Annotated in this window: 18 protein-coding genes; 8 read left to right on the plus strand and 10 right to left on the minus strand. The window is 64.0% G+C overall.

Annotated features, from left to right (window positions below):
* The first annotated feature begins 6 nt into the window (after positions 1 to 6).
* Entirely contained in the window at positions 7 to 1,110 is a 1,104-nt protein-coding gene (locus NFG57_RS08650; protein ID WP_348815941.1) for a glycosyltransferase, read from the plus strand.
* Between the two features lie 81 nt (positions 1,111 to 1,191).
* Positions 1,192 to 2,103, plus strand: a complete 912-nt coding sequence (locus NFG57_RS08655) for a glycosyltransferase family 2 protein (RefSeq protein ID WP_348815942.1) — start codon at positions 1,192 to 1,194, stop codon at positions 2,101 to 2,103.
* Here NFG57_RS08655 and NFG57_RS08660 read toward each other — a convergent pair.
* Positions 2,067 to 2,801, minus strand: coding sequence for a lipopolysaccharide kinase InaA family protein (locus tag NFG57_RS08660; RefSeq protein WP_348815943.1), 735 nt, complete (start codon positions 2,799 to 2,801; stop codon positions 2,067 to 2,069). The two genes, NFG57_RS08655 and NFG57_RS08660, sit on opposite strands and share 37 nt — an antisense overlap.
* 3 nt (positions 2,802 to 2,804) lie before the next feature.
* Positions 2,805 to 3,911, minus strand: coding sequence for a glycosyltransferase (locus NFG57_RS08665; RefSeq protein WP_348815945.1), 1,107 nt, complete (start codon positions 3,909 to 3,911; stop codon positions 2,805 to 2,807).
* Positions 3,912 to 4,075: 164 nt separating this feature from the next.
* Here NFG57_RS08665 and NFG57_RS08670 point away from each other — a divergent pair, with 164 nt between their 5' ends.
* Together NFG57_RS08670 and NFG57_RS08675 are read left to right on the plus strand one after the other, a co-directional pair.
* On the plus strand, positions 4,076 to 5,074 hold the full coding sequence (locus NFG57_RS08670; protein ID WP_348815946.1) for an NAD-dependent epimerase: 999 nt from the start codon (positions 4,076 to 4,078) through the stop codon (positions 5,072 to 5,074).
* Positions 5,075 to 5,217: 143 nt separating this feature from the next.
* Positions 5,218 to 6,561, plus strand: a complete 1,344-nt coding sequence (locus NFG57_RS08675) for a UDP-glucose/GDP-mannose dehydrogenase family protein (protein WP_348815947.1) — start codon at positions 5,218 to 5,220, stop codon at positions 6,559 to 6,561.
* A 172-nt stretch (positions 6,562 to 6,733) separates the two neighbouring features.
* Here the strand turns inward: NFG57_RS08675 and NFG57_RS08680 are convergent, their stop codons facing one another.
* Positions 6,734 to 7,537 carry a lipopolysaccharide biosynthesis protein gene (locus NFG57_RS08680; RefSeq protein WP_348815948.1) on the minus strand — a complete coding sequence of 268 codons (804 nt, stop codon included), beginning with the start codon at positions 7,535 to 7,537 and terminating at the stop codon, positions 6,734 to 6,736.
* 216 nt (positions 7,538 to 7,753) lie between these two features.
* A complete protein-coding gene (locus NFG57_RS08685) occupies positions 7,754 to 9,562 on the minus strand; it encodes an EAL domain-containing protein (RefSeq protein ID WP_348815949.1) in 1,809 nt (602 codons plus the stop codon).
* A 402-nt stretch (positions 9,563 to 9,964) separates the two neighbouring features.
* On the opposite strand from NFG57_RS08685, the gene NFG57_RS08690 reads away from it, so the two are divergent.
* Positions 9,965 to 10,696, plus strand: a complete 732-nt coding sequence (locus NFG57_RS08690; RefSeq protein WP_239452555.1) for a 2OG-Fe dioxygenase family protein — start codon at positions 9,965 to 9,967, stop codon at positions 10,694 to 10,696.
* Positions 10,697 to 10,999: 303 nt separating this feature from the next.
* On the opposite strand, the gene NFG57_RS08695 is transcribed toward NFG57_RS08690, so the two are convergent.
* From NFG57_RS08695 to NFG57_RS08720, 6 genes are all read right to left on the minus strand, one after another.
* Positions 11,000 to 12,121 (minus strand): aminotransferase class I/II-fold pyridoxal phosphate-dependent enzyme, encoded by a 1,122-nt coding sequence (locus NFG57_RS08695; RefSeq protein WP_348815951.1) that lies wholly within the window; start codon positions 12,119 to 12,121, stop codon positions 11,000 to 11,002.
* Positions 12,122 to 12,224: 103 nt separating this feature from the next.
* On the minus strand, positions 12,225 to 13,655 hold the full coding sequence (locus NFG57_RS08700) for an FAD-binding oxidoreductase (RefSeq protein WP_348815952.1): 1,431 nt from the start codon (positions 13,653 to 13,655) through the stop codon (positions 12,225 to 12,227).
* Positions 13,655 to 15,415 carry an ABC transporter ATP-binding protein gene (locus tag NFG57_RS08705; RefSeq protein WP_348815954.1) on the minus strand — a complete coding sequence of 587 codons (1,761 nt, stop codon included), beginning with the start codon at positions 15,413 to 15,415 and terminating at the stop codon, positions 13,655 to 13,657. Before NFG57_RS08705 ends, NFG57_RS08700 begins: the two co-directional genes overlap by 1 nt.
* Before the next feature lie 3 nt (positions 15,416 to 15,418).
* The gene (locus NFG57_RS08710) at positions 15,419 to 16,252 is read right to left on the minus strand and encodes an ABC transporter permease (protein ID WP_045993012.1); all 834 of its coding nucleotides are present in this window, start codon (positions 16,250 to 16,252) and stop codon (positions 15,419 to 15,421) included.
* Positions 16,249 to 17,229 carry an ABC transporter permease gene (locus NFG57_RS08715; protein WP_045993011.1) on the minus strand — a complete coding sequence of 327 codons (981 nt, stop codon included), beginning with the start codon at positions 17,227 to 17,229 and terminating at the stop codon, positions 16,249 to 16,251. The genes NFG57_RS08710 and NFG57_RS08715 overlap by 4 nt, the downstream gene beginning before the upstream one ends.
* A gap of 94 nt (positions 17,230 to 17,323) precedes the next feature.
* The gene (locus tag NFG57_RS08720) at positions 17,324 to 18,856 is read right to left on the minus strand and encodes an ABC transporter substrate-binding protein (RefSeq protein WP_348816168.1); all 1,533 of its coding nucleotides are present in this window, start codon (positions 18,854 to 18,856) and stop codon (positions 17,324 to 17,326) included.
* A 423-nt stretch (positions 18,857 to 19,279) separates the two neighbouring features.
* Here NFG57_RS08720 and NFG57_RS08725 point away from each other — a divergent pair, with 423 nt between their 5' ends.
* From NFG57_RS08725 to NFG57_RS08735, 3 genes are all read left to right on the plus strand, one after another.
* The gene (locus tag NFG57_RS08725; RefSeq protein WP_348815955.1) at positions 19,280 to 19,978 is read left to right on the plus strand and encodes a GntR family transcriptional regulator; all 699 of its coding nucleotides are present in this window, start codon (positions 19,280 to 19,282) and stop codon (positions 19,976 to 19,978) included.
* A 182-nt stretch (positions 19,979 to 20,160) separates the two neighbouring features.
* Positions 20,161 to 21,468: an ArgE/DapE family deacylase gene (locus tag NFG57_RS08730; RefSeq protein ID WP_348815957.1), complete on the plus strand. Its 1,308-nt coding sequence runs from the start codon at positions 20,161 to 20,163 to the stop codon at positions 21,466 to 21,468.
* Between the two features lie 549 nt (positions 21,469 to 22,017).
* Positions 22,018 to 22,506 carry a lysozyme gene (locus NFG57_RS08735; RefSeq protein WP_052704367.1) on the plus strand — a complete coding sequence of 163 codons (489 nt, stop codon included), beginning with the start codon at positions 22,018 to 22,020 and terminating at the stop codon, positions 22,504 to 22,506.
* Positions 22,507 to 22,509: the final 3 nt, after the last annotated feature.

A 22,509-nucleotide genomic window follows, 5' to 3' on the forward strand; every position in this document is an offset into this window, starting at 1 on the left:
TCCTGCATGTCTTCTCGCAGCGTATTGCGCGTTCTTTTTATCGTGGATCATCTGGACTCAGGCGGAGCGCCTGTAGTGGTCAGGGATCTGATCGCTGGCATGGTCAGCGCTGGTGCAGAGGTCACCCTGCTGATCCTGAGTGACCGACAACGTCACCGTCTGCCTGCTGAGGTGCACCTGGTGACGATGCCCTATGTGGTCAAAGGGAACCTCAGCAAATGGATGCGCTATCGGGTCCACGCGAAGATGCTGGATCGCTGGTTGAAGGAGCAAGAGCACGCCTTTGATCTGGTGTACGCGCACCTGCACCATGCCCATCAGGTAGTATCGCGCTCAGGGCTTATGGACGTCGCCTGGTATTGCCTGCATGCCGACCCGGTGATTGGCTTTCTCGGCAACAAACATGGCTTCTCGCGGTTATTGAAGAAGCGCAAGGTGCGTGCCTTGTACCAGGGCCGCAAGCTGGTCACCGTATCTCAGGCGATGCTGGATCGATTGTGTCTGCACTTCGGGGTGACGCCGTCTAGTGGCGTGGCCATCCATAATCTGGTCGCCATCGACAATATTCGTCGCTTGGCGAGTTGTGCCGTCGATGACGTGCCTGACGACTACCTCGTCTATGTCGGGCGAATGGATATTCGCCAGAAGCGGCTGGACCGGCTGCTCGACGCCTACCTGGCCAGTGGCACCGCCTTGCCATTGGTCATGGTGGGGGGAGGTACGGGGCTCGATGAGGTCAGGTCGATGATAAAACAGCGCCAGTTGGAGGGGCGAGTCCTGACCCTGGGGCCCCGGGACAATCCCTATCCGTATATCGATCGGGCGCGAGCGCTGCTCCTGAGTTCCGACTATGAGGGATTTCCACTTGTTCTGCTGGAAGCTTTGGCCTGCCAGACCCCTGTGATCAGCGTCGATTGTCCCACCGGCCCTGCAGAGATACTGACAGACGACTTGGCGCCTTGGCTCGTGCCCCTCGACAGCATCGAGGCATTTGCGGCCTGTATAGCTCGCCTGGTGAAGGACACGCCGCAGATTGATGACACCCAGTGCGAACACTATCGGCTGGAGAACGTCGTCGAGCGTTACCTGGCGCTTCATGATGACGAATAGTGCACAGCCGCATTTGGCCCCCTGACGCGGCACATCTTGTTATACTCCGCCGCGAATTTTTCTTCAGGTGGTGGCAAGGCTGTGGAGCAATACGGTGTCAGTGTCGTTATTCCTTCGTACAACCGGCGCGATGCGGTCGTACGTGCCCTGGACTCCGTGCTGAGCCAGGATTACCCGAATCTCGAGTGTATCGTGGTCGACGATGCTTCGACCGATGGCTCTGGCGAGATGCTGCGGGGCCTGGCCGGTGAGCGGGAAGCGCTGCGCGTTATCGAGCTTGAGCAGAATGCCGGTCAGGGCGCTGCCCGCAATGTGGGGGCGCGTGCTGCGCGGGGCCGGTGGGTCTGTTTTCTTGATTCCGACGACGAGCTTCTGCCGGGCTCCATCGAGAGCCGGGTCTCGGTGTTTGTCGACGACCCTGAATTTGATGGCATCGCCTTTGGTGGCAACATCGTTGCGGGCAAGTCCGAGGTGCTGTTGCCCGGCACCGTCGAGAAGGGCGAAGATATCTCGCTTCAGGACTATCTGAAAGATCGCGGCTGGCTTCACACCAACGCATTCATGATCTCGAGGGAGCGGTTTATAGCCTTGGCCGGGTTCCGCGAAGACCTGCGACAGAAGCAGGACGTGGAGTTCTTTATTCGGGCGCTGTGTCGTGTCAACGCCAGATACTGCGGCCAGGCCTGTTCGAAGATGCACGACCTCGGTGACGTGCGTGCCCGCAATCACCATGAACGTATCGCCCGACAGGGGTATCGGTTTATCGATGCCGTGCGCACCAACCCCGAGGTGCAGGAGCGTGTGGAGCCTGACCTGCTCAAGGACCTGGTCAGCCGAGGCGTGTCCACCTACCTCAGTGCCCTGTACCGTACCGGCCAGTATTCGCAGTTCCGCAAGGCGCTGCGACGCAGCGTCCGTCAGGGGGAGCTCTCGCCGAGTTCGCGTTGGCTGAAACGCTACCTGCTGTCCTGGCTGAGATCCCCGTCGAACTGATCCAGGTAGTGGTGGAGGCGGGCGGAGACTTCCTTGAGGTTGTCGTGGCCACGAAGCTTGTTGGGTGTCAGCGAGTCTTCCAGCAGGCGCCATCGCTTGGCCGTCTGGCGTGGCAGGGGCCTGACGTGGGCGTCGACCCAGGTGAAGTCACCCTGCTCATCGATCAGCAGGTTGTTGAAGTGAAGGTCCCGGTGGACAAAGCCTGTCCAGGCCAGTTGCGCCACCTCTTTGCTGAACTTGTCGAGAAAGCTTTTCTGCTGAGGGCGGGGGAGTTGATCAAACACATCGCCGGCCGTTGTTGCACCGCTGACCCGCTCCATCAACAGAAGTGATGCGTTTCTGTTAAGCGGATTGAGGCTCAAACCCCAGCCGTGGAAACGCGGCGTGCGCAGTCCCGCCCGCTCGAGGATGCGCATGCTGAGATATTCCTTGCGCGCATCCGACTGGCCCAGCAAGCGTTTTTCGAGATAGTCGCGCGTCAACCACTTGAAGGGCTCGAGCGTCTTCGAGAACTTGTCCGGCACCACCTTGGCCAGAATCCTGCCGTCATGGGAGACAAAAAAGCGGCTGGAGCCCACCGCCTCGAAGGCGGCGGTGGTCGTGGTCTGAGACAGCGCAAGACGCTCCGGCAGGTCCCGGGTGTGGAACATCAGGTAGCGCCGGCGCCGGTCGTTGAAGGGAATATCCAGAAGCTGCATGGTTCAGGCTGAACCTGACTGCAGGGCTTCGAACTTCGGCAGCACGTTTTGTGTGAGAAACTGCTGATAGTGGCGCGGTTCGATGGTGACGGGCGCCTCGGCCATGCGCGCCAGGGCGCTGGCAAGCCCTGCCTCGTCGTCGCGTGCCACCAGAAAGTCTTCGAGTTCCTGGGTCAGGATCTCCTTCGGGCCACTGGGGCAGTCGACACTGATCACTGGTGTGTGCAGCAGCAGCGCCTCGATCAGCACCCGTGGCAGGCCTTCGGCGTCCGAGGTCAGTACCATGGCAAGGGCGTTTAGTATGTAGGGGTAGGGGTTGGCGGTATAGCCAAGCCAGTGGATGTGATCATCGAGCCCCAGCTCGCCGATCATGTCCCTTAGTCGTTGTTCATTTTCCGGCTTGCCCTTGCCAAGCAGCACCAGGGGGATATCGAGGCCATGTTCGTCCCGGGCCTGGCGATAGGCCCGCAGCAGGCGGTCCTGGCGTTTGCGCGGCTCGATAGCGGCAACCGACAACAGGTAGCGGCCTTTTTCGACCCCTGGTGGCAGGCTCAGGGGCTCGTCTGCCATCGCGACAAAGGGCTCCCGCTCGTAGGGGTTGTAGATCGGGATGATCGTCTCGGCTTCAAGTCCTACCACCTGCTCGAGGTTTTCCTTGACGCCCTCGGACACCGCGATCACCTTGCGCCCGCCGTAGAAGCGGCGCACCTTGGCGAAGGCCTTGTCCCGGGTGGCCGGGTCGCTGAACTTGGCGCTGACGTCGGACTTGATCCAGAAGTAGAGGTTGGGCCAGTCCAGGTGCCGGGTGATCTTGTCGCAGGAGCAGGAGATCACCACCTCTGGCCGCCAGGCCTCAAGGGCCTTCTGAACCTTGCGGGCCTGCCACTTTTCGGTCAATACCGTGGAGGTCGCCTTGGTCAGGCGCGTGACCACCGCCAGGTTCTCGATATCGAGGCCATCAGGAAGGCGGTGCTCCACCTTGTCGCGCAGGGTGAAGACCTTGACGGCGTGACCACGCTGGCGCAACTGGTCCGCCGTGTACAACAGCGACTTCTGGGCGCCGCCTCCGTAGAGGTCTTCGATGACAAAGGCGATTCGCTGATGGTTCACGGCGGCTCCTGCTGGGCTGGCGACGTTGGATCGTCGCGAATCCTACCATAGCCGAAAAGCCAACACGCAAAGGGCCGCGTTGTGCTCGGGCATTCGCGATGTGGCGCGCAGCGTTTTGCCGGATGTCGCGTTACAATGGGCGCGCACTTGGCAAGGACTCTGCGATGAAACTCCTGATTACCGGTATGGCAGGCTTTATTGGTCATGCCGTGGCAAAGCGGCTCAGCGGGGCCGGCCATCGAATTGTCGGTATCGACAATCTGAATGACTACTACGACGTCGCTCTCAAGCAGGCACGCCTTGATGACCTGGCGGGCTGTGAGGATGTGCGCTTCCTGAAGATCGACCTGGCCGATCGGGCGGAGGTCGCAGCGTTGTTCGAGCAGGAGCGCTTCGATCGAGTCATCCATCTTGCCGCACAGCCTGGTGTGCGATATTCCATCGACAATCCCCACGCCTACGTTGACGCCAACCTAGTGGGACACCTCAATGTGCTGGAGGGCTGCCGTCACGGTCGGGTGGAGCACCTGGTCTACGCTTCGTCCAGCTCGGTCTACGGCGCCAATGACAAGGTACCCTTTGCCACCGACGATGACGTCGACCACCCCATCAGCCTCTATGCGGCCACCAAGAAGGCCAACGAACTGATGGCCCATACCTACTCCCACCTGTATGACCTACCCACCACCGGGCTCAGGTTCTTTACCGTCTATGGGCCCTGGGGGCGTCCTGACATGGCGCTGTTCAAGTTTACCCGAGCTGTGCTGGAAGGCCGGCCCATGGACGTCTACAACCATGGTGACATGTCCCGGGACTTCACCTACATCGACGACATCGTCGAGGGCGTCGTGCGCGTGCTGGATGTGGTGCCTACACCACGGGGTAGCACCGAGGTCACCACCGATACGGCCTCTGCCCCCTACGCGCTCTACAACATCGGCTGTGGTAGCCCGGTGTCGCTCATGGACTTCGTTCGCGCCATCGAAAAAGCGGTGGGGCGAGAGGCGATCTGCCACTACAAGGACATGCAGCCGGGTGATGTGCCGCGTACCTGGGCGGACACCGAGGCGCTGTATCAGGCAACCGGGTATCGCCCACAGATGCCGGTGGAAGAAGGCGTGAAGCGCTTTGTCGACTGGTACCGCCACTTCTACGCGGTGTAAGCCAAGTGGGGACAAAGTGCGATAGGTTGTGCCTGCGGGGCCTTCTTGCTATCCCATTTGCCCCAGGCAAGGAAACGGCTGTGCCATTTGCAGGGCGGGATTGCTATCCTTGGCCGATCAAAATGTTCAGTGAGTGACAAGGGATGAAGATCACCATTTTTGGCACCGGCTATGTGGGCCTGGTCACAGGTGCTTGTCTGGCGGACGTCGGTCACGATGTCATCTGCATGGACGTGGATGAGAACAAGATTGCACGCCTCGAAGGCGGGGAGATCCCGATCTTCGAGCCGGGGCTTGAGCCCATGGTCAAGGCCAACGTGTCGGCGGGGCGGCTCAAGTTCACCACCGATGCCGCCAAAGCGGTCAACCATGGTGTGCTGCAGTTTATCGCCGTGGGCACACCGCCGGATGAGGACGGCAGCGCGGACCTTCAGTACGTGCTGGCGGTGGCCAAGGCCATCGGTGAGCATATGCAGGACGACAAGGTGGTGGTCGACAAGTCCACCGTTCCGGTGGGCACCGCCGATCGGGTCAAGGCGATGGTGGAGTCCCAGCTCGAGCAGCGCGGCGTCAGCCTGAACGTCGACGTCTGCTCGAATCCTGAGTTTCTCAAGGAAGGCGCTGCCATCGAGGACTTTGCCCACGGTGCGCGCATCGTGGTCGGTACCGACTCCGACAAGGTCAAGCAGCTGATGCGGGAGTGCTATGCGCCCTATATCCGTCTGCAGGAAAAGCTGATGTTCATGGACGTGCGGGCTGCGGAGCTGACCAAGTACGCCGCCAACGCCATGCTGGCCACCAAGATCAGCTTCATGAACGAGATCGCCAATCTGGCCGAGCGCCTCGGCGCTGACGTGGAGCAGGTTCGTCGCGGCATCGGCAGTGACCCGCGGATCGGCTACCACTTTATCTATCCGGGCTGTGGCTACGGCGGCTCTTGCTTTCCCAAGGACGTCCAGGCGCTGGCGCGTACCGCCCGAGAGGTGGACTACGAGGCCGAACTGCTGGGGGCGGTGGAAGCGGTAAACCAGCGCCAGAAGCAGACTCTGTTTACCAAGCTGGCCAACGCCTTCGATGGCGACCTCAAGGGCCGTACCATTGCGATCTGGGGGCTGTCGTTCAAGCCCAATACCGATGATATGCGTGACGCGCCCAGCCGTACCCTGATGGAGGCCCTGTGGGAGGCTGGCGCCAGGGTCCAGGCCTATGACCCTGAAGCCATGGGCGAGACCCGTCGCATCTACGGCGAGCGTGATGATCTGATGCTGGCGGGGGATCGCATCCAGGCTGTCAAGGGCGCCGACGCCCTGGTGATCTGCACCGAGTGGAAGGAGTTCCGCTCGCTGGACTTCCCCTGGCTCAAGGACCAGCTGTCGATGCCGGTGGTGGTGGATGGCCGCAACCTCTACGACCCGGAAAGCGTGCGCCAGGCCGAGCTGATGTACTTTGCCGTGGGCCGCGGTGATTCGCTTGAGGGCGTTACGTAAAGAACGCTGAAGGAGAAGGGGCTATCTGGAAGGCGTTTTAACAGACAGCGCGTGAGCCGCATGGTCTGATCGCTCGAAGAAAATAGCCCGAAAGAAAAACGCCCCGAAGGCCTTGGCCTTCGGGGCGTTTTGCTATTGGCGCTGATGTCCGCCTGGCGGGAGCGAAAGGTCCTTAGTCCTTGCGGACTGACGCCTTGCGCACCGTGCCGGCAAATTCGGCCAGGAAGGCGGCCATTACCGCCAGCATGCCGCCCAGCACGATGGCGAGAGCCATGATCAGGGCCTTGCTGGTACCGACAGGCTCGCGACCCTGGGCTGCCACTCGCTGAATATTGCCTTCGGCGAGGTAGGCAAGCTGCTCCTCGATGTCGACCACATTCCCGGTGTAGGTAGCCACCAGTTCGGCGGCACTCTCCGAAGTTGACTGCTTGGCGGCCTCGAGGCTCTCGTTGGCGCTGGCGAGCTGCTGCTCCAGTGTCTCGCGACGCTTGGCGACAAGCTCATCCTGGTCGGCCTTTACCGTGTCCAGAAGCTTTTGGTGATACTCGGTGACCAGTTCGGCGCGATCCTCTCCAGCCTCCGAGGAGAGGGTCATGAAAGCCACGTTTTCCGGCGCCTTGGCGGTGGTCTCGAAGCCGAGCCTGTCGAGGGAGTTTTCCTCCAGCAACTGGCTTGTCACCATGTCGAAGTAGTAGTTATCGATCTTGGCGACCACACTCTCCGGGGTTTCCAGCAATCCGACACCGGCTTCTTCGCTGGGTTGGCGTTCGGCCACGTGGTAGACCGACACGTAGCGGTAACTGTCGGCCTTGATCAGTGCAAAGGCGAGCGCCAGCAGCACGATGACCACAAACACCCCTGCCATCATCTTCCAGCGCCTGACCAGAATCAGGGTGATATCAACCAGCGATATCTCGTCATCCGCCGGTGGCCTTGGATAGTAGTGCTCCGGAGGTTGGGTGGGGGTGTTTGCCATTGCAGGGGGGTCCTTGCTCGCGCTTCGCCGTGTCCGAGGAGTCGGTGGCGGAATGTTCAATGTTATGTAGAAAGTCGATGGCACGATTCATTGCGAGGTGCCTTGCAGAGGATACAGAAGCCGCTGTAACGCGCAAGCGCCTGCGTGCAAGAGAGGCTATGAAAGGGCTGGCGCGCAATGGTTGGCGAGAAGTGGGTCATCCTGACGAGGGCGCGCCTAGTGACTCATTTTACCTGTTGGCGAAAGGGCCGAGCTGTCGGCACGCAACAACCTCGCCGCCAGTTCGGCATCCATGGGGCGGTGGTAGTAGAAGCCCTGGAGCAGGTCGCAGCGCATTTCCTGCAGTAGCGCCTGCTGCTCGTCGGTTTCCACGCCTTCGGCGACGACCTCGAGACCGAGGCGGTGGCCAAGGAAGATGCTGGCTTCCATGATCGCCCTGTCCCTGGGGTCCTGGGTGCACTCGGCGACGAAGGTGCGGTCGATCTTGAGCGCGGTGATCGGCAGCACCTTGAGGTAACTCATGGATGAGAAGCCGGTACCGAAGTCGTCGATGGCGATCTTGTAACCCTGGTCATAGAGTCTGCGCAGGCTGTCCAGCACGTCCTGGCCGGCCTCGATCAGCACGTTCTCGGTGAGCTCGATGCCGATCTCGCGAGGCCCCAGGCCGTATGACGCAACGCAGGAGGCGAAGGCCTCGAACATGCCGGGCATCACCGCGTGACGCCCGGAGACGTTGACGTCCACGCGCACTTGGCGGCTGCCCTCAGTGCGCCATTGGCGCTGCTGCTCGCACACCTTGTGCAGCACCCAGGTCTCCAGGCGTTTGATCAGTTCGCTGCGCTCGGCCACCGGGATGAACTCCGCGGGGGAGATGGCTTCACCGTCTCGGGTCGTCCAGCGTAGCAGCGCCTCGAGGGAGTCGATATGCCCGCTGGCGGCAGCCACCTGGGGTTGGTAGACCAGGCCAAGTTCGCCGCCGCCGTCCTGATCGAGCAGGCGCTGCAGGCGTTCGGCGATGGTGTGCTGGCGCACTATTGCCGCGTGGGCTTCGGGGCTGAAGAACTGGTAGGTGTTGCGGCCGGTAAGCTTGGCCCGGGTCTTGGCGGCGTCGGCGCTGCCCACCAGTTCCTGCACCTCGCTGCCATTGTCGGGAAAGGTGCTGATGCCGATCGAGGCGTGGATTCTCAGTTCGCGGCCGTCCACCCGCATCGGGCGGGAGAGGCTTTCCAGCAGGCGCTCTGCCACCTGTATGGCGTCGGTGGCCATGTCCACCTGGGGCAGGGCCAGCACGAACTCATCGGTACCGAAGCGGCAGAGCAGGTCATCGCTGCGCTGGAAGGCCCGCAGGCGATTGGCCGCCTGGCGGATGACCTTGTCGCCGCAGTCGTAGCCATGGGTGTCGTTGATCTCGTTGAAGTGGTCGAGGTCGACAAACAGGATCAACAGGCTGTCGTTGTGGCGCCGACATTCTGCCAGGGTCCGCTTGAGCTCGATTTCGAAGGCGTGGCGGTTGGGCAGGCCGGTCAGGCGGTCGAAGCGCGTCATGTAGTCCAGATCGCGACGCGCCTTGCGCTCACCAGCCAGGTCGATGTCGATACAGAACATCAGCGGATTGTCCGTCTCCCGGCCCAGCATCACGTGGTGGGAGAACACCGGTACGCTGGCGCCGGAACGGTGCTTGAGCTCGAGCTCTTCGGCGGGGATCTCCACGCCGCGGTGGACCCACGCCTGGTGAGCATCGATCACCGCGTCGACCATGGCCTCCGGTATCAACAACTGTTCCAGACGCTTGCCCAGGGCTTCCTGCTCGCTGTAGCCATACAGCGCCTGACTGGCCCCATTCCAGTAGATGACGCGCCTGTCCCTGTCGTACCCCTGCACCGCGACGCGTGAAAGGCTCATCAGCAGTTCACGAAAGCGCCAGTCGCTGAGCGTCAGGGACGGCAGCGGGAGGGCGTTCTCGCCGCCGCTGCCGGCATCGGCAGCGGTCGAGCGTGGTGTGTGGAATCTGTCACCGATGTGCAATGGCGTCATTTCCTGAGCAGGGGCAGCGAGGTGTGCCAGAGGGAGTGCCCGAACAAAAGTAACGAATCCGCATATATCGGCAGTGTCGTACAAATTGTCGCTAGCAGCGAGTACCAAACGACGGAATGAGTTTTTCCATTATCGGAATAAACGTCGTAGATACTCTCTTTTGGCAACAAGTTGGTCAACGAAGTTTCTTCGTTCGCGGTATTTGACCGCTGTGTGGGCGCTCCACATGATCCTCGGTGTTGCATATGCAACATCCATGAAGTGCACATGTTTGTGCACAAAACCGAGGTTAATGACATGAAAATAGCGCAGAAAGTCGCACAAGGTCGGCATCTTGCCGCCATCGAGACGATCAACGTCGGGCTCCGGATTCCTGAATCCGGGTACTGGGATTTGTCTGTCCTTGAGGAGGTCGCTTCTCAGTCCTGGAGCAAGACGCGCCTGGCGCATATTGATCTGTCCGCCTGGCAGTCATTCATTGGTGACCTGCCGCGGGACCCCTACGTCAATCGCCGCTGGAAGCGCATGTCCTGGCTGCACCTGAACGACGAGGGAGAGGTTGAAACCCTGGGCGAGTGTCCCATGGCCCAGGGCGGGCGCTTCAATGACGCTGCCAGCATGGCGGATCGGCTGCGCTACTACGAGCCGCTGTTGCCCGAGTTTACCGAGCGCGAGGACGTCAAGGCGTTCGTCAAGGCCTGGGCGGAGCTTTGGGGGCTCGAGCGCCGCGCGCCCATTCTGATGCAGATTACCGGTGTACGTGGTGACGGCACCGTGGATCCGTTGCAGGGGCAGGGCATCCACGCCGACGGCTGCAAGTACCTGAGCATCGTTGTGCTCAATCGCGACAACGTGAGCGGAGCGGTGAACACCCTGTATCGGGACAAGGCCGGCCAGCAGGAAGTCGGCCGGGTGACGCTGGCGCCGGGGGAGGTGCTGCACCTGCGTGACGATCGCCTGTTCCATAGCGTCGATGCGATCACCCAGTGCGAGCCAAGCGCCCCTTTCGAGCGCTTTATCATCATCATCAACGCCTGCTTCGTGGACGAGTTCCAGAATCGCATGTTGCGCCGCCACTTCCCCCAGGCGGTGTTGAACGAAGCGATACTGGAGAGCGCCAGCTGAAGGCCGGCGTGCACCTGGCAAGATAGCGTCGGTGGCGTCTTACCGACCTTGAGGGTCCGTGGCGAGGTCCGGGTCGAGGGCCCGGGCCAGCCGCTTGTTATGCTGGCATGCGATAGGGCCTACGGCGCTTACATCAATCCAGCATTACCGCCAGGCGACCTCGGTCGCCTGGCGGTACTTTTTATTGAGACATTCTCTGCTATTGAGAGCTCGCCTGCCGTTAATATCCTGTCTGGCATCGAGGTCTCGCCTGCCATCGAAACCTTGCCTGGAAACTGACTTTCCATCGCCTCAGCCTTGGCCTCAGACCCCCTCACGCACCGCCTGCTCCAGGCGGGCAAGTCGCCCGGGCTCGAGGGCGTCGGCCACGGCGGTGATGCGCAGCACATGGCCGAGGGCAGGGTGGGCCGGGCGTGCGATCAGCTTGCCTTCGTCCAGCAGGTCGGCGTTGACCCGCTTGGCCAGTTCCGCGTCGGCCAGGCGAATGCCGATAAAGTTGGTACCGCTCTCCAGCACGTCGGCGCCCAGCGCCTTGAAGTGCTCGGCGAGGCGCGCCCGGCGCTCCAGCACCGCCTGGATATGGGCATCGGTCTCGTCCTGGTGGTCCAGCACCACCTCGGCGGCGGCCAGGCTCAGGGTCGACACCGCGTAGTGGATGCGCACCTTCATCAGCATTGCCAGGGTGTCGGGTTCGGCGATGGCGTAGCCGACGCGCAGCCCGGCCAGACCGTGGGCCTTGGACAGGGTGCGACAGCGAATTACCCCCGGCAGGGCGCGGGTAAAACTGGGCTTGGCGGCGTCGTCGCGGAAGTCGTGGTAGGCCTCGTCCAGCAGCAGCCAGCAGTCATCAGGCAAGGCGTCACGCAACCGCGCGACCGTAGCCTCGTCGTGGACGAAGCCGGTGGGGTTGTCCGGGTTGGCCAGGTAGACGAGCCGAGCGTGGTGGCGGTGGGCGGCGTCGATCAGGGCGTCGATGTCCGGCGCCAGGTGGTCGGCGGTCTCCTCGTAGTCGACCTCGATCAGGCGGCAGCCCTGGCCCTTGGCGAAGTAGCCGAAGGTGGGGTAGGTGCCGGCGGAGCTGACCACGCTGGTACCGGCGGGGGCGGTGGCCCGCAGCACCAGCGCCAGCAGGCTGTCGCAGCCGGCGTCCACCAGCAGGGTGTCCAGGTCGAAGCCGTGCAGCCGGACGAGACGTTCGCGCACGCCCAAGGCCTCGGAGTCACCGTAGCAGTAGACGTGCTCGACCATGGCGTCACCGAAGTGCTCGCGCAGGGCGCGATGGGGCATGTCCAGGCCTTCGTTGGAGCCCAGACGGTGGGGGATCTCCTTGCCGATACGGCGCTTCAGCACCCAGATACCAGGGAAGGGGTTGTCCGGTCCCGGGGAGTAGAGGTGGTCGGCGAAGGTGGGGGTATCGGATGCCATCGGATGTCCTGTGGGGTTGGCTTGAAGGAGGCGGAGGCCTGTCAGAGCATGGTCCGAGCGCGCTACGACAGCGGCTTATGTCAATAGGTCAGGTCAGGTCAGATCAGGTCAGCGGCGCGGTCCAGGGCACCACCTTGTGGCGGTTGAGCAGGCCATGGGGGTCGAGGGTGCGCTTTAGCGTCGCCATCAGCGCGAGTTCCTCGGGGCTTCGCGAGATCGACAGCCAGTCGCGCTTTTCCAGGCCGATGCCGTGCTCGGCGGAGATCGATCCCTTGACCCGGGCCAGCGGCTCGTAGAGGCAGGCCTCGACCCCGTGGCGGGTGTCCGGATCATCGCTGCCCACACCCACCGACAGGTGCAGGTTGCCGTCGCCCAGATGGCCGAACACCGCCAGGCGCACCTGTGGCCAGCGGGCCTCGAGGCGTGCCTGAACCTCGGCGACATAGTCCTGCATTTCGCCGATCGGCAGGCTGACGTCGAAGGCCATGATTGGCGAGAGTGCCTCCACCAGTCCTTCGATATCATCGCGAATCGCCCATAGCTTGTCGCGCTGGCTTTCCGACTGGGCGATCACGGCGTCGACCACCCAGCCCTGTTCGACGGACGCTTCGAGTGCTGCCTCGAACTGCTGGCGGTGGTGGTCCTCGTCGTTGGCCAGCGACTCGACCAGGGCGTAGTAGGGCGCGTCGGTGTCAAGCGGCGGCTGATGACGCTCCTGTTCGGTGATCAGGGCGAAGTGGTTCTGCCACATGGCCTCGAAGGCGGCGAGGCTTCCGCCAAGGCTGTCACGCAGGTGCGTAAGCAACGACGTCATCGAGGTGAAGTCGGGGCAGGCGACCAGCGCGGTGCGGGTATCGCCAAGTGCCGGCTGCAGCTTGAGCACCGCCCGGGTGACCACGCCCAGGGTGCCTTCGCTGCCGATGAACAGCTGCTTGAGGTCGTAGCCGGCGTTGTTCTTGAGCATCGGGCTCATGGCGCTGATCACCTGGCCATCGGCCAGCACCGCCTCGAGCCCCAGCACCTGCTGGCGCATCATGCCGTAGCGGATCACCCGGTTGCCGCCGGCGTTGGTGGAGATATTGCCACCGATGCTGCAGCTGCCGCGGGCGCCCAGGTCGAGCGCGAACTGCATGCCGACCTCGCGGGCGGCCTCCTGGACCTTCTGCAGCGGAGCGCCGGCCTGCACGGTGATGGTGCCGGCCACCGGGTCTATCTCCTCGATGGCGGCAAGACGCTCGAGTGACAGCGCGAGCTCGTCCGGGGCCGCCTCGGCGCCGTGGACCAGCCCGGTCAGGCCGCCGTGGGTGACGATCGGCTGGCGGGCCTGGTGGCACAGGGCGAGCACCTCCGCTACCTGCTCGGGGGTGCCGGGGCGCACGATGGCCGCGGCGCGACAGGGCGCCCCGCTCAGCCAGTCCACCTGGCGGCTTGCCACGTCGTTGCCGGTCAGCACCTGGGCGGCGCCCAGGCGCTCGCGCAGTGTCTCGATCAGCGTGGCAAGCGAAGGCGGTAGTTGCTGGGAGGTGACGGCCATCAGAGGGTGGTCTCCTCTTTGCTGGTCTTGTCATCGGTGGTCTTGTCGCGGCCGGGAATGGCGGCGAGCAGTTCGCGGGTGTAGTCGGCCTGAGGTCGGGTGAAGACTTCCTGGGCGCTGCCCTGTTCGACGATGCGGCCCTTCTGCATGACGATGATGCGATCGCAGATCTGGGCGGCGACGCGCAGGTCGTGGGTGATGAACAGAAGCGACAGCGAGAAGCGTTGCTTCAGATCCTCGAGCAGCTCCAGCACCTGGGCCTGGATCGATACGTCCAGCGCCGACACCGCTTCATCGGCAACGATCAACTCCGGGTCCAGAGCCAGGGCGCGGGCGATGCCGATGCGCTGGCGCTGACCGCCGGAGAACTCATGAGGGAAGCGGTCGGCGCTGCCGCCAAGCCCCACCAGTTCGAGCAGCTCGTCGGCCTTGGCCAATGCCTGGTCGCGGGGCACGCCGTTGGCGATGGGGCCCTGGGCGATGGCCATGCCCACCCGGGTGCGCGGGTTGAGCGAGGCGTAGGGGTCCTGGAATACCATCTGCACCCGGTGGCGCTGGCGCCGCAGGGCGTCACCCTTGAGCGCGGACAGGTCTTCGCCGCCGAGCAGGATCTCGCCGCTGTCGGGGCGCTCCAGACGTACGACGCAGCGCCCCAGGGTCGACTTGCCGGAGCCCGACTCGCCGACGATACCGATGGTCTCGCCGCGTGACAGGGTGAAGCTGACCTCGTCCAGTGCGCGTACCTCACGGGAGGGCTTGAACAGCCCGCCGCGGGAACGGAATACCCGATTGAGGTTGCGTACCTCGAGGATCGGCGTCGGCGCCATCGGCTCGCGCTCGGGCGGCGCGGCATCGCTGGGAATGGCCTCGATCAGCGCCCGGGTATAGTCGTGACGGGGGTTGTCGAGCACCTCGTCACGGCGACCGATCTCGACGATCCGGCCGTGGCGCATCACGCACACTCGGTTGGCGATCTCGGCGACCACGCCGAAGTCGTGGGTGATGAACATCACCGCCATATGGTGGCGACGTTGCAGGTCGGCGATCAGCTCGAGGATCTGCGCCTGGGTGGTGACATCCAGCGCGGTGGTGGGCTCATCGGCGATCAGCAGCTTCGGTTCCAGTGCCAGCGCCATGGCGATCATCACCCGCTGGCGCTGGCCGCCGGAGAGCTCGAAGGGGTAGGCGCGGATGGCCCGTTCGGGCTGGGGCAGGCGGACTTCCTTGAGCAGCTCCAGTGCCCGGGCCTGACGCTCGGCGCCCTTGAGCTCGCCGTGGGCCTCGAACACCTCGGCGATCTGGTCGCCGATGCGCATCAGCGGGTTGAGGGCGGTCATCGGCTCCTGGAAGATCATGCCGATCTTCTTGCCGCGCAGCGCCCGGTGGCGCTTCTCGTCGAGGGTCAGCACGTCCTCGCCCTCGAACATCACCCGCCCGGCCACCGGGCGCACGCCCTTGGGCAGAAGGCCCATGACGGTGTTGGCGGCCATGGACTTGCCGGAGCCGGATTCGCCCACCACGCAAAGGATCTCGCCGGGGCTGACTTCGTAGGACAGCTTTTCCACGGCGTATTCGCGATCGGCGCCGGCGGGCAGCGCGACGCTCAGGCCCTCGATGCGCAGGATCGGTTCCGGGGCGGGATCGCCGCTGTGATCGCCACAGAGATCGCCGGCGGTGGCGCCCTTCGGCACCTTCACCGGTTCGCTGCGCGATGCAGTGGAAGCGCTGGTGCCGGTGGTGCTGTTGTCAAAGGTGTTCATGGCTCAGCGCTCCCGTGCGAGTTTGGGGTTGAGGGCGTCATCGAGCCCTTCGCCGACCAGGTTCAGCGCCAGCACGGTCAACAGGATCGCAAGGCCGGGGAAGAACGACAGCCACCAGGCCTGGCGGATCACGGTGCGTGCAGCGCCGATCATGTAGCCCCAGGACATCACGTTGGGATCACCGAGGCCGAGAAACGACAGCGCGGACTCCAGCAGGATGGCGGTAGCCACCATCAGCGAGGCCAGCACGATGATCGGCGACAGGGTGTTGGGCAGGATCTGGCGCAGGATGATCTGGGTGTTGGTCTGGCCGACCAGGCGCGCCGCTTCGACGTATTCGCGATGGCGCAGCGACATGAACTCGGCGCGCACCAGGCGGGCCACCGGCGGCCAGCTGACGATGGCGATGGCCAGCACGATGGAGGTCACGCTGGGCTGCATGATCGCCACCAGCACGATGGCCAGGGCGAAGTTGGGGATGGTCTGGAAGAACTCGGTGAAACGCATCAGGGCATCGTCCACCAGGCCGCCGTAGTAGCCGGCGATGGCGCCCAGCGGCACGCCGATGGCCAGCGCCACGGCGGTGGATACCAGGCCGATCAGCAGCGATACCCAGGCACCGTGCATCAGTCCGGCGGCGACGTTGCGGCCCATGGTGTCGGTGCCGAGCCAGAAGCCGTCCTGGGCCAGCGGTGGCAGGAAGGGGCGCTGCACCATGCGCCAGGGGGATTCGGGGAACAGCACCGGGGCCAGCACGGCCATCAGGATGATCGCCCACAGGATGATCAGTCCCACCAGGGCGCCTCGGTTCTGGGCGAAACGGGCGAAGAAACTCATGCGGCGGCCCCCTTGATGCGTGGATCGGCCAGTCGATAGACCAGGTCGGTGGCGATATTGAACAGGATCACCAGGGCGGCGGAGAAGAAGAAGATGCCGAGCAGCAGGTTGTAGTCACGCTGCATCAGCGCCTCGTACATCAGTCGGCCGATGCCGGGCCAGGCGAACACCGTCTCGGTGAGGATGGCGCCGCCGACCATCTGGCCGGCCTGCAGCCCCGCCAGGGTGATGATCGGCAACAGGGCGTTGCGCAGGATATGGCGGCGCTGGATGACCCTTGGCGCCAGGCCCTTGGCCTTGGCAGTCTTGACGAAGTCCTGCTGGGCGGCGTCGAGCATCGAGGCGCGGGTCATGCGCGTATAGATGGCCATGAAGAACAGGCCCAGGGTAGTGGCCGGCAGTACCAGGTGCTTGGCCACGTCCAGGGCGTAGGCCAGGCCTTCCAGGTTGGCGCCGACGGTAAACATGCCGTAGGCGGGCAGCCAGTCCAGGTACACCGAGAACAGCACCACCGCCATCAGCGCCACCCAGAACAGCGGTGTGGCGTAGAACAGCAGGGCCAGCGCCATGATCAGCGAGCCCGAGGCCTTCTTGACGCGCATCGCGGCCATGGAGCCGGCGAGGATGCCGAGCACCAGCGACAGCACGAAGGCGGTGCCGGTCAGCAGCAGGGTGGCGGGCAGGCGGTCGAGGATCAGGTCCAGCACCGGCATCTGCTGGCGGTAGGAGTAGCCGAAGTCCAGGGTCAGGATGCCGGACACGTAGTGCCACAGCTGGACATACATGGGCTGGTCCAGCCCGAACTGCTCGCGCAGCTGGGCGATGAAGGCTTCATCGGCGGCGCCGGCTTCCCCGGCCAGGATGGCCGCCGGGTCGCCGGGGGCGAGCTGGATCAGCACGAAATTGAACACGACGATCAGCAGCAGCACGATGGCTGCCTTCAACAGTCGTGAAATGATCAGGCGGGCGTAGAGCATGGTGAGGTCCCGGGCAGTAAGCCTGTGGTGATGGCAGCAGCGAAATCAGCGCTGGCGCGGCCCGTGGTGGGCCGCGCCGTATCGCCTTTTTGGCTCAGTCGGCGATCCAGGCGTCCTTGAAGCCGTCGTTGACGCCCACCGCCGAGGTCACCAGGTTGTTGACGTTGCAGCGGTAGATGGTCGGGAAGCCGAGCTCCAGCAGCCAGCCGAGCGGTGCGTCCTCGAGCAGGATCTGCTGCACCTCGTGGTAGAGACGCTCACGCTCGCTGTCCGGATAGGCCGTGGCGGCGGCGTTGAACAGCTCATCCACCTCGGGGTTCTGGTAGCCCTCGACATTGTTCCAGGGGGAGCCCTTCTCGGTGTTGGTGGACAGGTAGGTGCGCGAGATGCCGAGCGCCGGGTCGCCGTACTGGTACAGGTAGGTGAACGCCAGGTCGTAGTCGCGCTCACCCAGGCGCTGGTTCCAGCCGCCCACGTCGGTGGCCTCGGTGCGCACGTTGATGCCCACCTCTTTGAGGTTCTGCTGTACTGCCTCGGCCCAGCGATTCCAGGTCTCGCCGTAGGGCAGCGGCAGCAGGGTGACCTCCTCGCCGTCGTAACCCATCTCGTCGAGCAGTTCCTCGGCCTTGTCCGGGTCGTAGCTGTAGCCCTCGAGGTCCGGGTCGTTGAACTTGGCATTGGAGCCAAACGGCCCTGCCGGTACCTGCCCCATGCCGTTCCACAGCACGTCCCGGGCGAACTCGCGGTCCATGGCGTACATCACCGCCTGGCGGAAGCGCTTGTCGGCGGTCGGTCCTTCGCGATTGTTCATCCACAGCATGGCGAAGGGACTGAAGTACTCGTGGCCCTTCTCGGTCACGCAGGTGTTGTCCATGGCGGTCAGCCGGGGAACGTCGAAGTTCTCCACGGTGCCGTAGGGCAGCACGTCGACGGTGCCGTTCTCGTAGGCCACCGCGCGGGAGGCGCCGTCCGGGATGACGTGCCAGTTGATGCCATCGAGGTAGGGCAGGCCTTCCTCGTAGTAGTCATCGAAGCGGGTCAGCTTGATGACGGTGCCGCGATCCCAGCTGTCGAACTGGAACGGGCCGGTGCCGATGGGATGGTTGTTGGCCTCGTTGTTGCGGAAGTCGGTGCCGGCGTAGATGTGCTCGGGCACCATGGTGAAGGTGCCAGCCTCGAACGAGATCAGGAAGGGGCCGAAGGGTTTCTTCAGGGTGAACACCACGGTGTGGTCGTCGGTCGCCTCGATGCTCTCGACGTGCTCGAGCACCGCACGGGCGCTTGGATTCAAGTCGCGGTGGAAGACGTCGGCGGAGAACACCACGTCTTCGGCGGTGAAGGCCTCGCCGTCATGCCACTTGGCGTTTTCCTGAAGGTGGAAGGTGTAGGTCAGGCCGTCTTCGCTGATCTCCCAGCTCTTGGCCAGTTGCGGCATCGGCTCCATGTCGGTGGAGTAGCGCAGCAGGCCCTCGTAGATGTTGCCGGCCACCGTGCGGGTGGGGGCGTTCTGGATCATGCCCAGCACCAGGCCCGGCGGCTCCGGCTGGATGATGGTGTCGATGACACCGCCACGCTGGGGTTCCTGGGTGGCCTCTTGCTGGGCGTCCTGGCCGTCGTCCTGGGCCATTGCCTGGGTGGCCGCCAGCGGCAGCAGGGCGGCGAGCCCCAGCGTCAGCAGGGAGGCGTTGAAGCGAGAGACGCGTGCCTGAGTCGAGCTTGCCCGGGTCGAGGGGGGCAGCGGCGAGCAAGATGGCAGAAAGGCGAAGCGGGGGTGGCGGGAGTTCGAGGTCATATCAGGGCACCTTGGTGGCCCGGAGGTGTTGCCAGAGGTGCGTGAAGCCAGGGGCAGAAAACGCTGCCAGTGCGCTGTTGCCGGGCTTTCACGTCGCTGAGGCCAGCTCCGGGACTGTTGTTGTTGGGGATTTCCGTAAGCCCTTTAGAACCTAGCAGCCTCGGCACAAACTGTCGACAGTCGGCAATCGACTGTTGTTCGACGCAGGATGCGGTCATACTGGGGTATGACCCTTCAGGCCAACTACGGGAGTCGAGCATGGCCAATCCTCGGGACCCCTCAGCCGCGCCCTTCGTGGTACAGCGCAACCTGGTGGACCAGGTGGTCGACTACTTGACCGAGGCGATCCTGGCCTCGCGCTTCGCACCGGGCGAGCGGTTGTCGGAGGCGGGGCTGGCGGCGGAGCTCGGCATCAGCCGGGCCCCGGTACGCGAGGCCGCCAGGCTGATGGAGAGCCGTGGCCTGCTGGTATCGCGACCGCGGCGCGGGTTCTTCGTGCGTACCCTGGATGTGGCCGAGCTGAGCGACGTCTTCGATCTGCGCATCGGTCTGGAACGCCACGCCTTCGAGCGAGTGATGGCGCGCTTCGACGCGGATACCGAGCAGCGTCTGCATCGGCAGATCAGTCGTCTGTGCGAGGTCGCCGCCGGTGATGACGAGGGGCTCAAGATCGAGGAGGACCTGGCCTTTCATCGCCTGGTGTTCGAGCTGGCCGACAACGCCCGGCTGGCACGTGCCTTCGACGACCTGAGCTTCGAGCTGCGGCTGTGCATCACCCTGATCACCCGTACCCACGAGACCCCCGAAAGCATCGCCGCCTCCCACTGGCGGCTGCTGGAGGCACTGAAGAGCGGTGATCCTCAGCGCTGCCGGGACGAGGTGGACTACCATATTGGCGTGGCCAGGGACTCGGTGATCGAGCGGTTGGCCGATCACGCCGGGGTGGCGCGTGGCTGAACGAGTGGGCGGCGTCGGGAGTGACGTCGTGGCTCAAATATAGTGAGGGAAGTCCTGGTCGAACGGTGGGCCCAGGGCCGCGGCTAGAGCCTGTATCGGGTGCGGTGGGCTTGTGCTGCAGGTGCTCGAAGGTGCATAACTAGTAAGCGTAAAACACATTTAACATGCGGAATTTGCCGTCAATGACGACACCACAACTATCCACCGATGCCCTGGACGCCAACGAACGGCGGCTGCTCGATGCCTGCGACGAACTGATGCCGGAGACCCTTGCCCTGACCAGCGCTCTGGTGCGCGAGTACAGCGTGCTGGGGGCGGAGGCCGGGGTACTTGAGGTGATGGAAAGCCATCTGCTGGACATGGGGCTGCCTGTCGAGCGCGTACCACTGCCCGAGAAAGGCGCAGATGCCGAGCAGACACCGGTGGCCAGGGGCGTCGACCGACACAACCTGATCTCGGTGATCAACGGCACCTCGTCCAGGCCGCACCTGATCTTCAACGGCCACCTGGACGTGGTGCCGGCGGAGCCGCTGTCGATGTGGTCTCGTCCGCCCTGGGAAGCCTGGCAGGAGGACGGCTGGCTTTACGGGCGCGGCGCCGGCGACATGAAGGCCGGCATCGCCGCCATGGTGACGGCGGTGGCGGCGATGAAGCGGGCAGGGCTCGAGATCGATTTTCCGCTGACGCTGCAGACGGTGATCGAGGAAGAATGCACCGGCCATGGTGCGCTGGCCTGCCTGGCACGAGACGGCCGCGGCGACTTTGCGCTGATTCCAGAGCCTTTCGGGGCGACCCTGACCACGGCCCAGATCGGCACCCTGTGGTTCAAGGTGTCGCTGGACGGGGTGCCGGCCCACGTGCTGGATACCGCCGCCGGGGCCAACGCCATCGAGGCGATCCAGTCGGTGGTGGCGCCGCTCAAGGCACTGGAGGCGGAACTGAACGCCGGGCGCGAGCCGCCCTATGACGAGATCGAGCACCCGTTCAACCTGAACATCGGCAAGATCGAAGGGGGCAACTGGGCGTCCAGCGTGCCGTGCCGGGCGACCCTGGAGGGACGTATCGGCTTCGCGCCTGAAGTCCGGGTGGAAGACATCATGGAAAAGGTGCGGCGCTGCGTCGAGGCGGCTAGCGCCTCGCTGGGCCCGGGCATCTCCGGGCTGGACGTCGAGTTTCACGGTTTTCGCTCCGAGGGCCACCACGTCGACACCGACAGCCCCGGGGTCGCCCTGCTGGCAGATTGTCATCGTGCCCTGACCGGTCAGGAGCTGCCCTCGGTGGCGTTGACCTGCACCACGGATCTGCGAGCGCTCAATCGACACGGCATCGCCGGGACCTGCTACGGGCCCGTGGCCGAACGCATCCATGGCATCGATGAGCGGGTCGAGATTGCCTCTATTCAGCACACCCTCAAGGCCTACGCGCTGTTTCTGTATCGCTGGGGGCGCTGGGCCGAGGGCCAGGTCGCTTCCGATACTTGTCCGCAGTGATACCCATAGTCCGGCCAGCGCTGGCCCGGCCAGCCCTGGCCGGGCCCTCACGTTCGCCGTGCAAGCCCGGCCTGCACGCTCGGTCCACAAGCAAAGCCTGCACGCTCAGCGCGAAAGCCTGACGCGCAGGCCTGTCTGCAAGACCCGCCCGCAAGTCCAGCCCGCCAAATTCCTCGCCTCAAGCTCGACCCATGAAGGTTGACTGGGTCGAGCACTTTCGTCTGTGACCGCCGAACGACTCGGTTTCTGTTGTCCTGAGTCGGGGTTTTGCCGTCAGCAGGCTGCCACTCTAAAAGCGTTGTTCCATGGAGTGGAGCGGCGGGTGCTGCACGAGCGGGCTCAGGAATGTCGACCTTTCATGCAGAGCCCGCGTCAATTGGCACGGAGGGTGGCATGGCAACACAAGTGGGCGGGAAGGATGACCCCGAGGAGAGTCCCGCAGCCAGCGGAACAAGGCGTACAGGGCCGAGACCGGTTTCGCTCTACGATGCGATCGACGCGGAGGTCAGGCCTCCGCCCGGTCGCCTGAGCCCGAGAGGGCGGCGATGGTTGATCAACGCCGAGGGCTGCCGGCTGATGCCCTATCTCGACCTGAGTGGAGCGCCCATCCACCACTGGCAGAAGGGGGCGACGATCGGTGTGGGCCATCTGATCATTCGACAGCAGTGGCCGCGGTTTGCCAACGGCATCGACAGGAACTGGGCGGAGTCACTGTTGCGCCAGGACCTGCGGCACGTGGAGCTTGGGGTGCTCGATCGCCTCGAGGCCTGTCGTCCCTGGGTGGGCGCGCGAGGTCTTCGTCAGCACCAGTTCGATGCCCTGGTGTTGCTGGCCTTCAATATCGGACTGGCGGCATTTTCGAACTCTTCACTGGTGGCCATGCTGTGTGATTCCCGTACCGTGACCCCCTACGCGACGCTTGAACAGGCGTGGCTTGCCTGGAAGTACGCTGGCGGCGAGGTGATGCCAGGACTGGAGCGGCGTCGCGCCGAGGAGTGGCGCATCTTTAAAGAGGGTGACTACGGGCCTGACATCTAGGCA

It is taken from the genome of Halomonas sp. H10-59 (assembly GCF_040070555.1).
GTDB lineage: Bacteria > Pseudomonadota > Gammaproteobacteria > Pseudomonadales > Halomonadaceae > Halomonas > Halomonas litopenaei.

Excerpts from the sequence above, each read along its gene's own strand:
- NFG57_RS08705 (WP_348815954.1), bottom strand. The coding sequence starts at position 15,415 with ATGAACACCTTTGACAACAGCACCACCGGCACCAGCGCTTCCACTGCA.
- NFG57_RS08675 (WP_348815947.1), top strand. The coding sequence starts at position 5,218 with ATGAAGATCACCATTTTTGGCACCGGCTATGTGGGCCTGGTCACAGGT.
- NFG57_RS08715 (WP_045993011.1), bottom strand. The coding sequence starts at position 17,229 with ATGCTCTACGCCCGCCTGATCATTTCACGACTGTTGAAGGCAGCCATC.
- NFG57_RS08660 (WP_348815943.1), bottom strand. The coding sequence starts at position 2,801 with ATGCAGCTTCTGGATATTCCCTTCAACGACCGGCGCCGGCGCTACCTG.
- NFG57_RS08730 (WP_348815957.1), top strand. The coding sequence starts at position 20,161 with ATGACGACACCACAACTATCCACCGATGCCCTGGACGCCAACGAACGG.
- NFG57_RS08680 (WP_348815948.1), bottom strand. The coding sequence starts at position 7,537 with ATGGCAAACACCCCCACCCAACCTCCGGAGCACTACTATCCAAGGCCA.
- NFG57_RS08720 (WP_348816168.1), bottom strand. The coding sequence starts at position 18,856 with ATGGCCCAGGACGACGGCCAGGACGCCCAGCAAGAGGCCACCCAGGAA.
- NFG57_RS08710 (WP_045993012.1), bottom strand. The coding sequence starts at position 16,252 with ATGAGTTTCTTCGCCCGTTTCGCCCAGAACCGAGGCGCCCTGGTGGGA.
- NFG57_RS08650 (WP_348815941.1), top strand. The coding sequence starts at position 7 with ATGTCTTCTCGCAGCGTATTGCGCGTTCTTTTTATCGTGGATCATCTG.
- NFG57_RS08670 (WP_348815946.1), top strand. The coding sequence starts at position 4,076 with ATGAAACTCCTGATTACCGGTATGGCAGGCTTTATTGGTCATGCCGTG.
- NFG57_RS08695 (WP_348815951.1), bottom strand. The coding sequence starts at position 12,121 with ATGGCATCCGATACCCCCACCTTCGCCGACCACCTCTACTCCCCGGGA.
- NFG57_RS08725 (WP_348815955.1), top strand. The coding sequence starts at position 19,280 with ATGGCCAATCCTCGGGACCCCTCAGCCGCGCCCTTCGTGGTACAGCGC.
- NFG57_RS08700 (WP_348815952.1), bottom strand. The coding sequence starts at position 13,655 with ATGGCCGTCACCTCCCAGCAACTACCGCCTTCGCTTGCCACGCTGATC.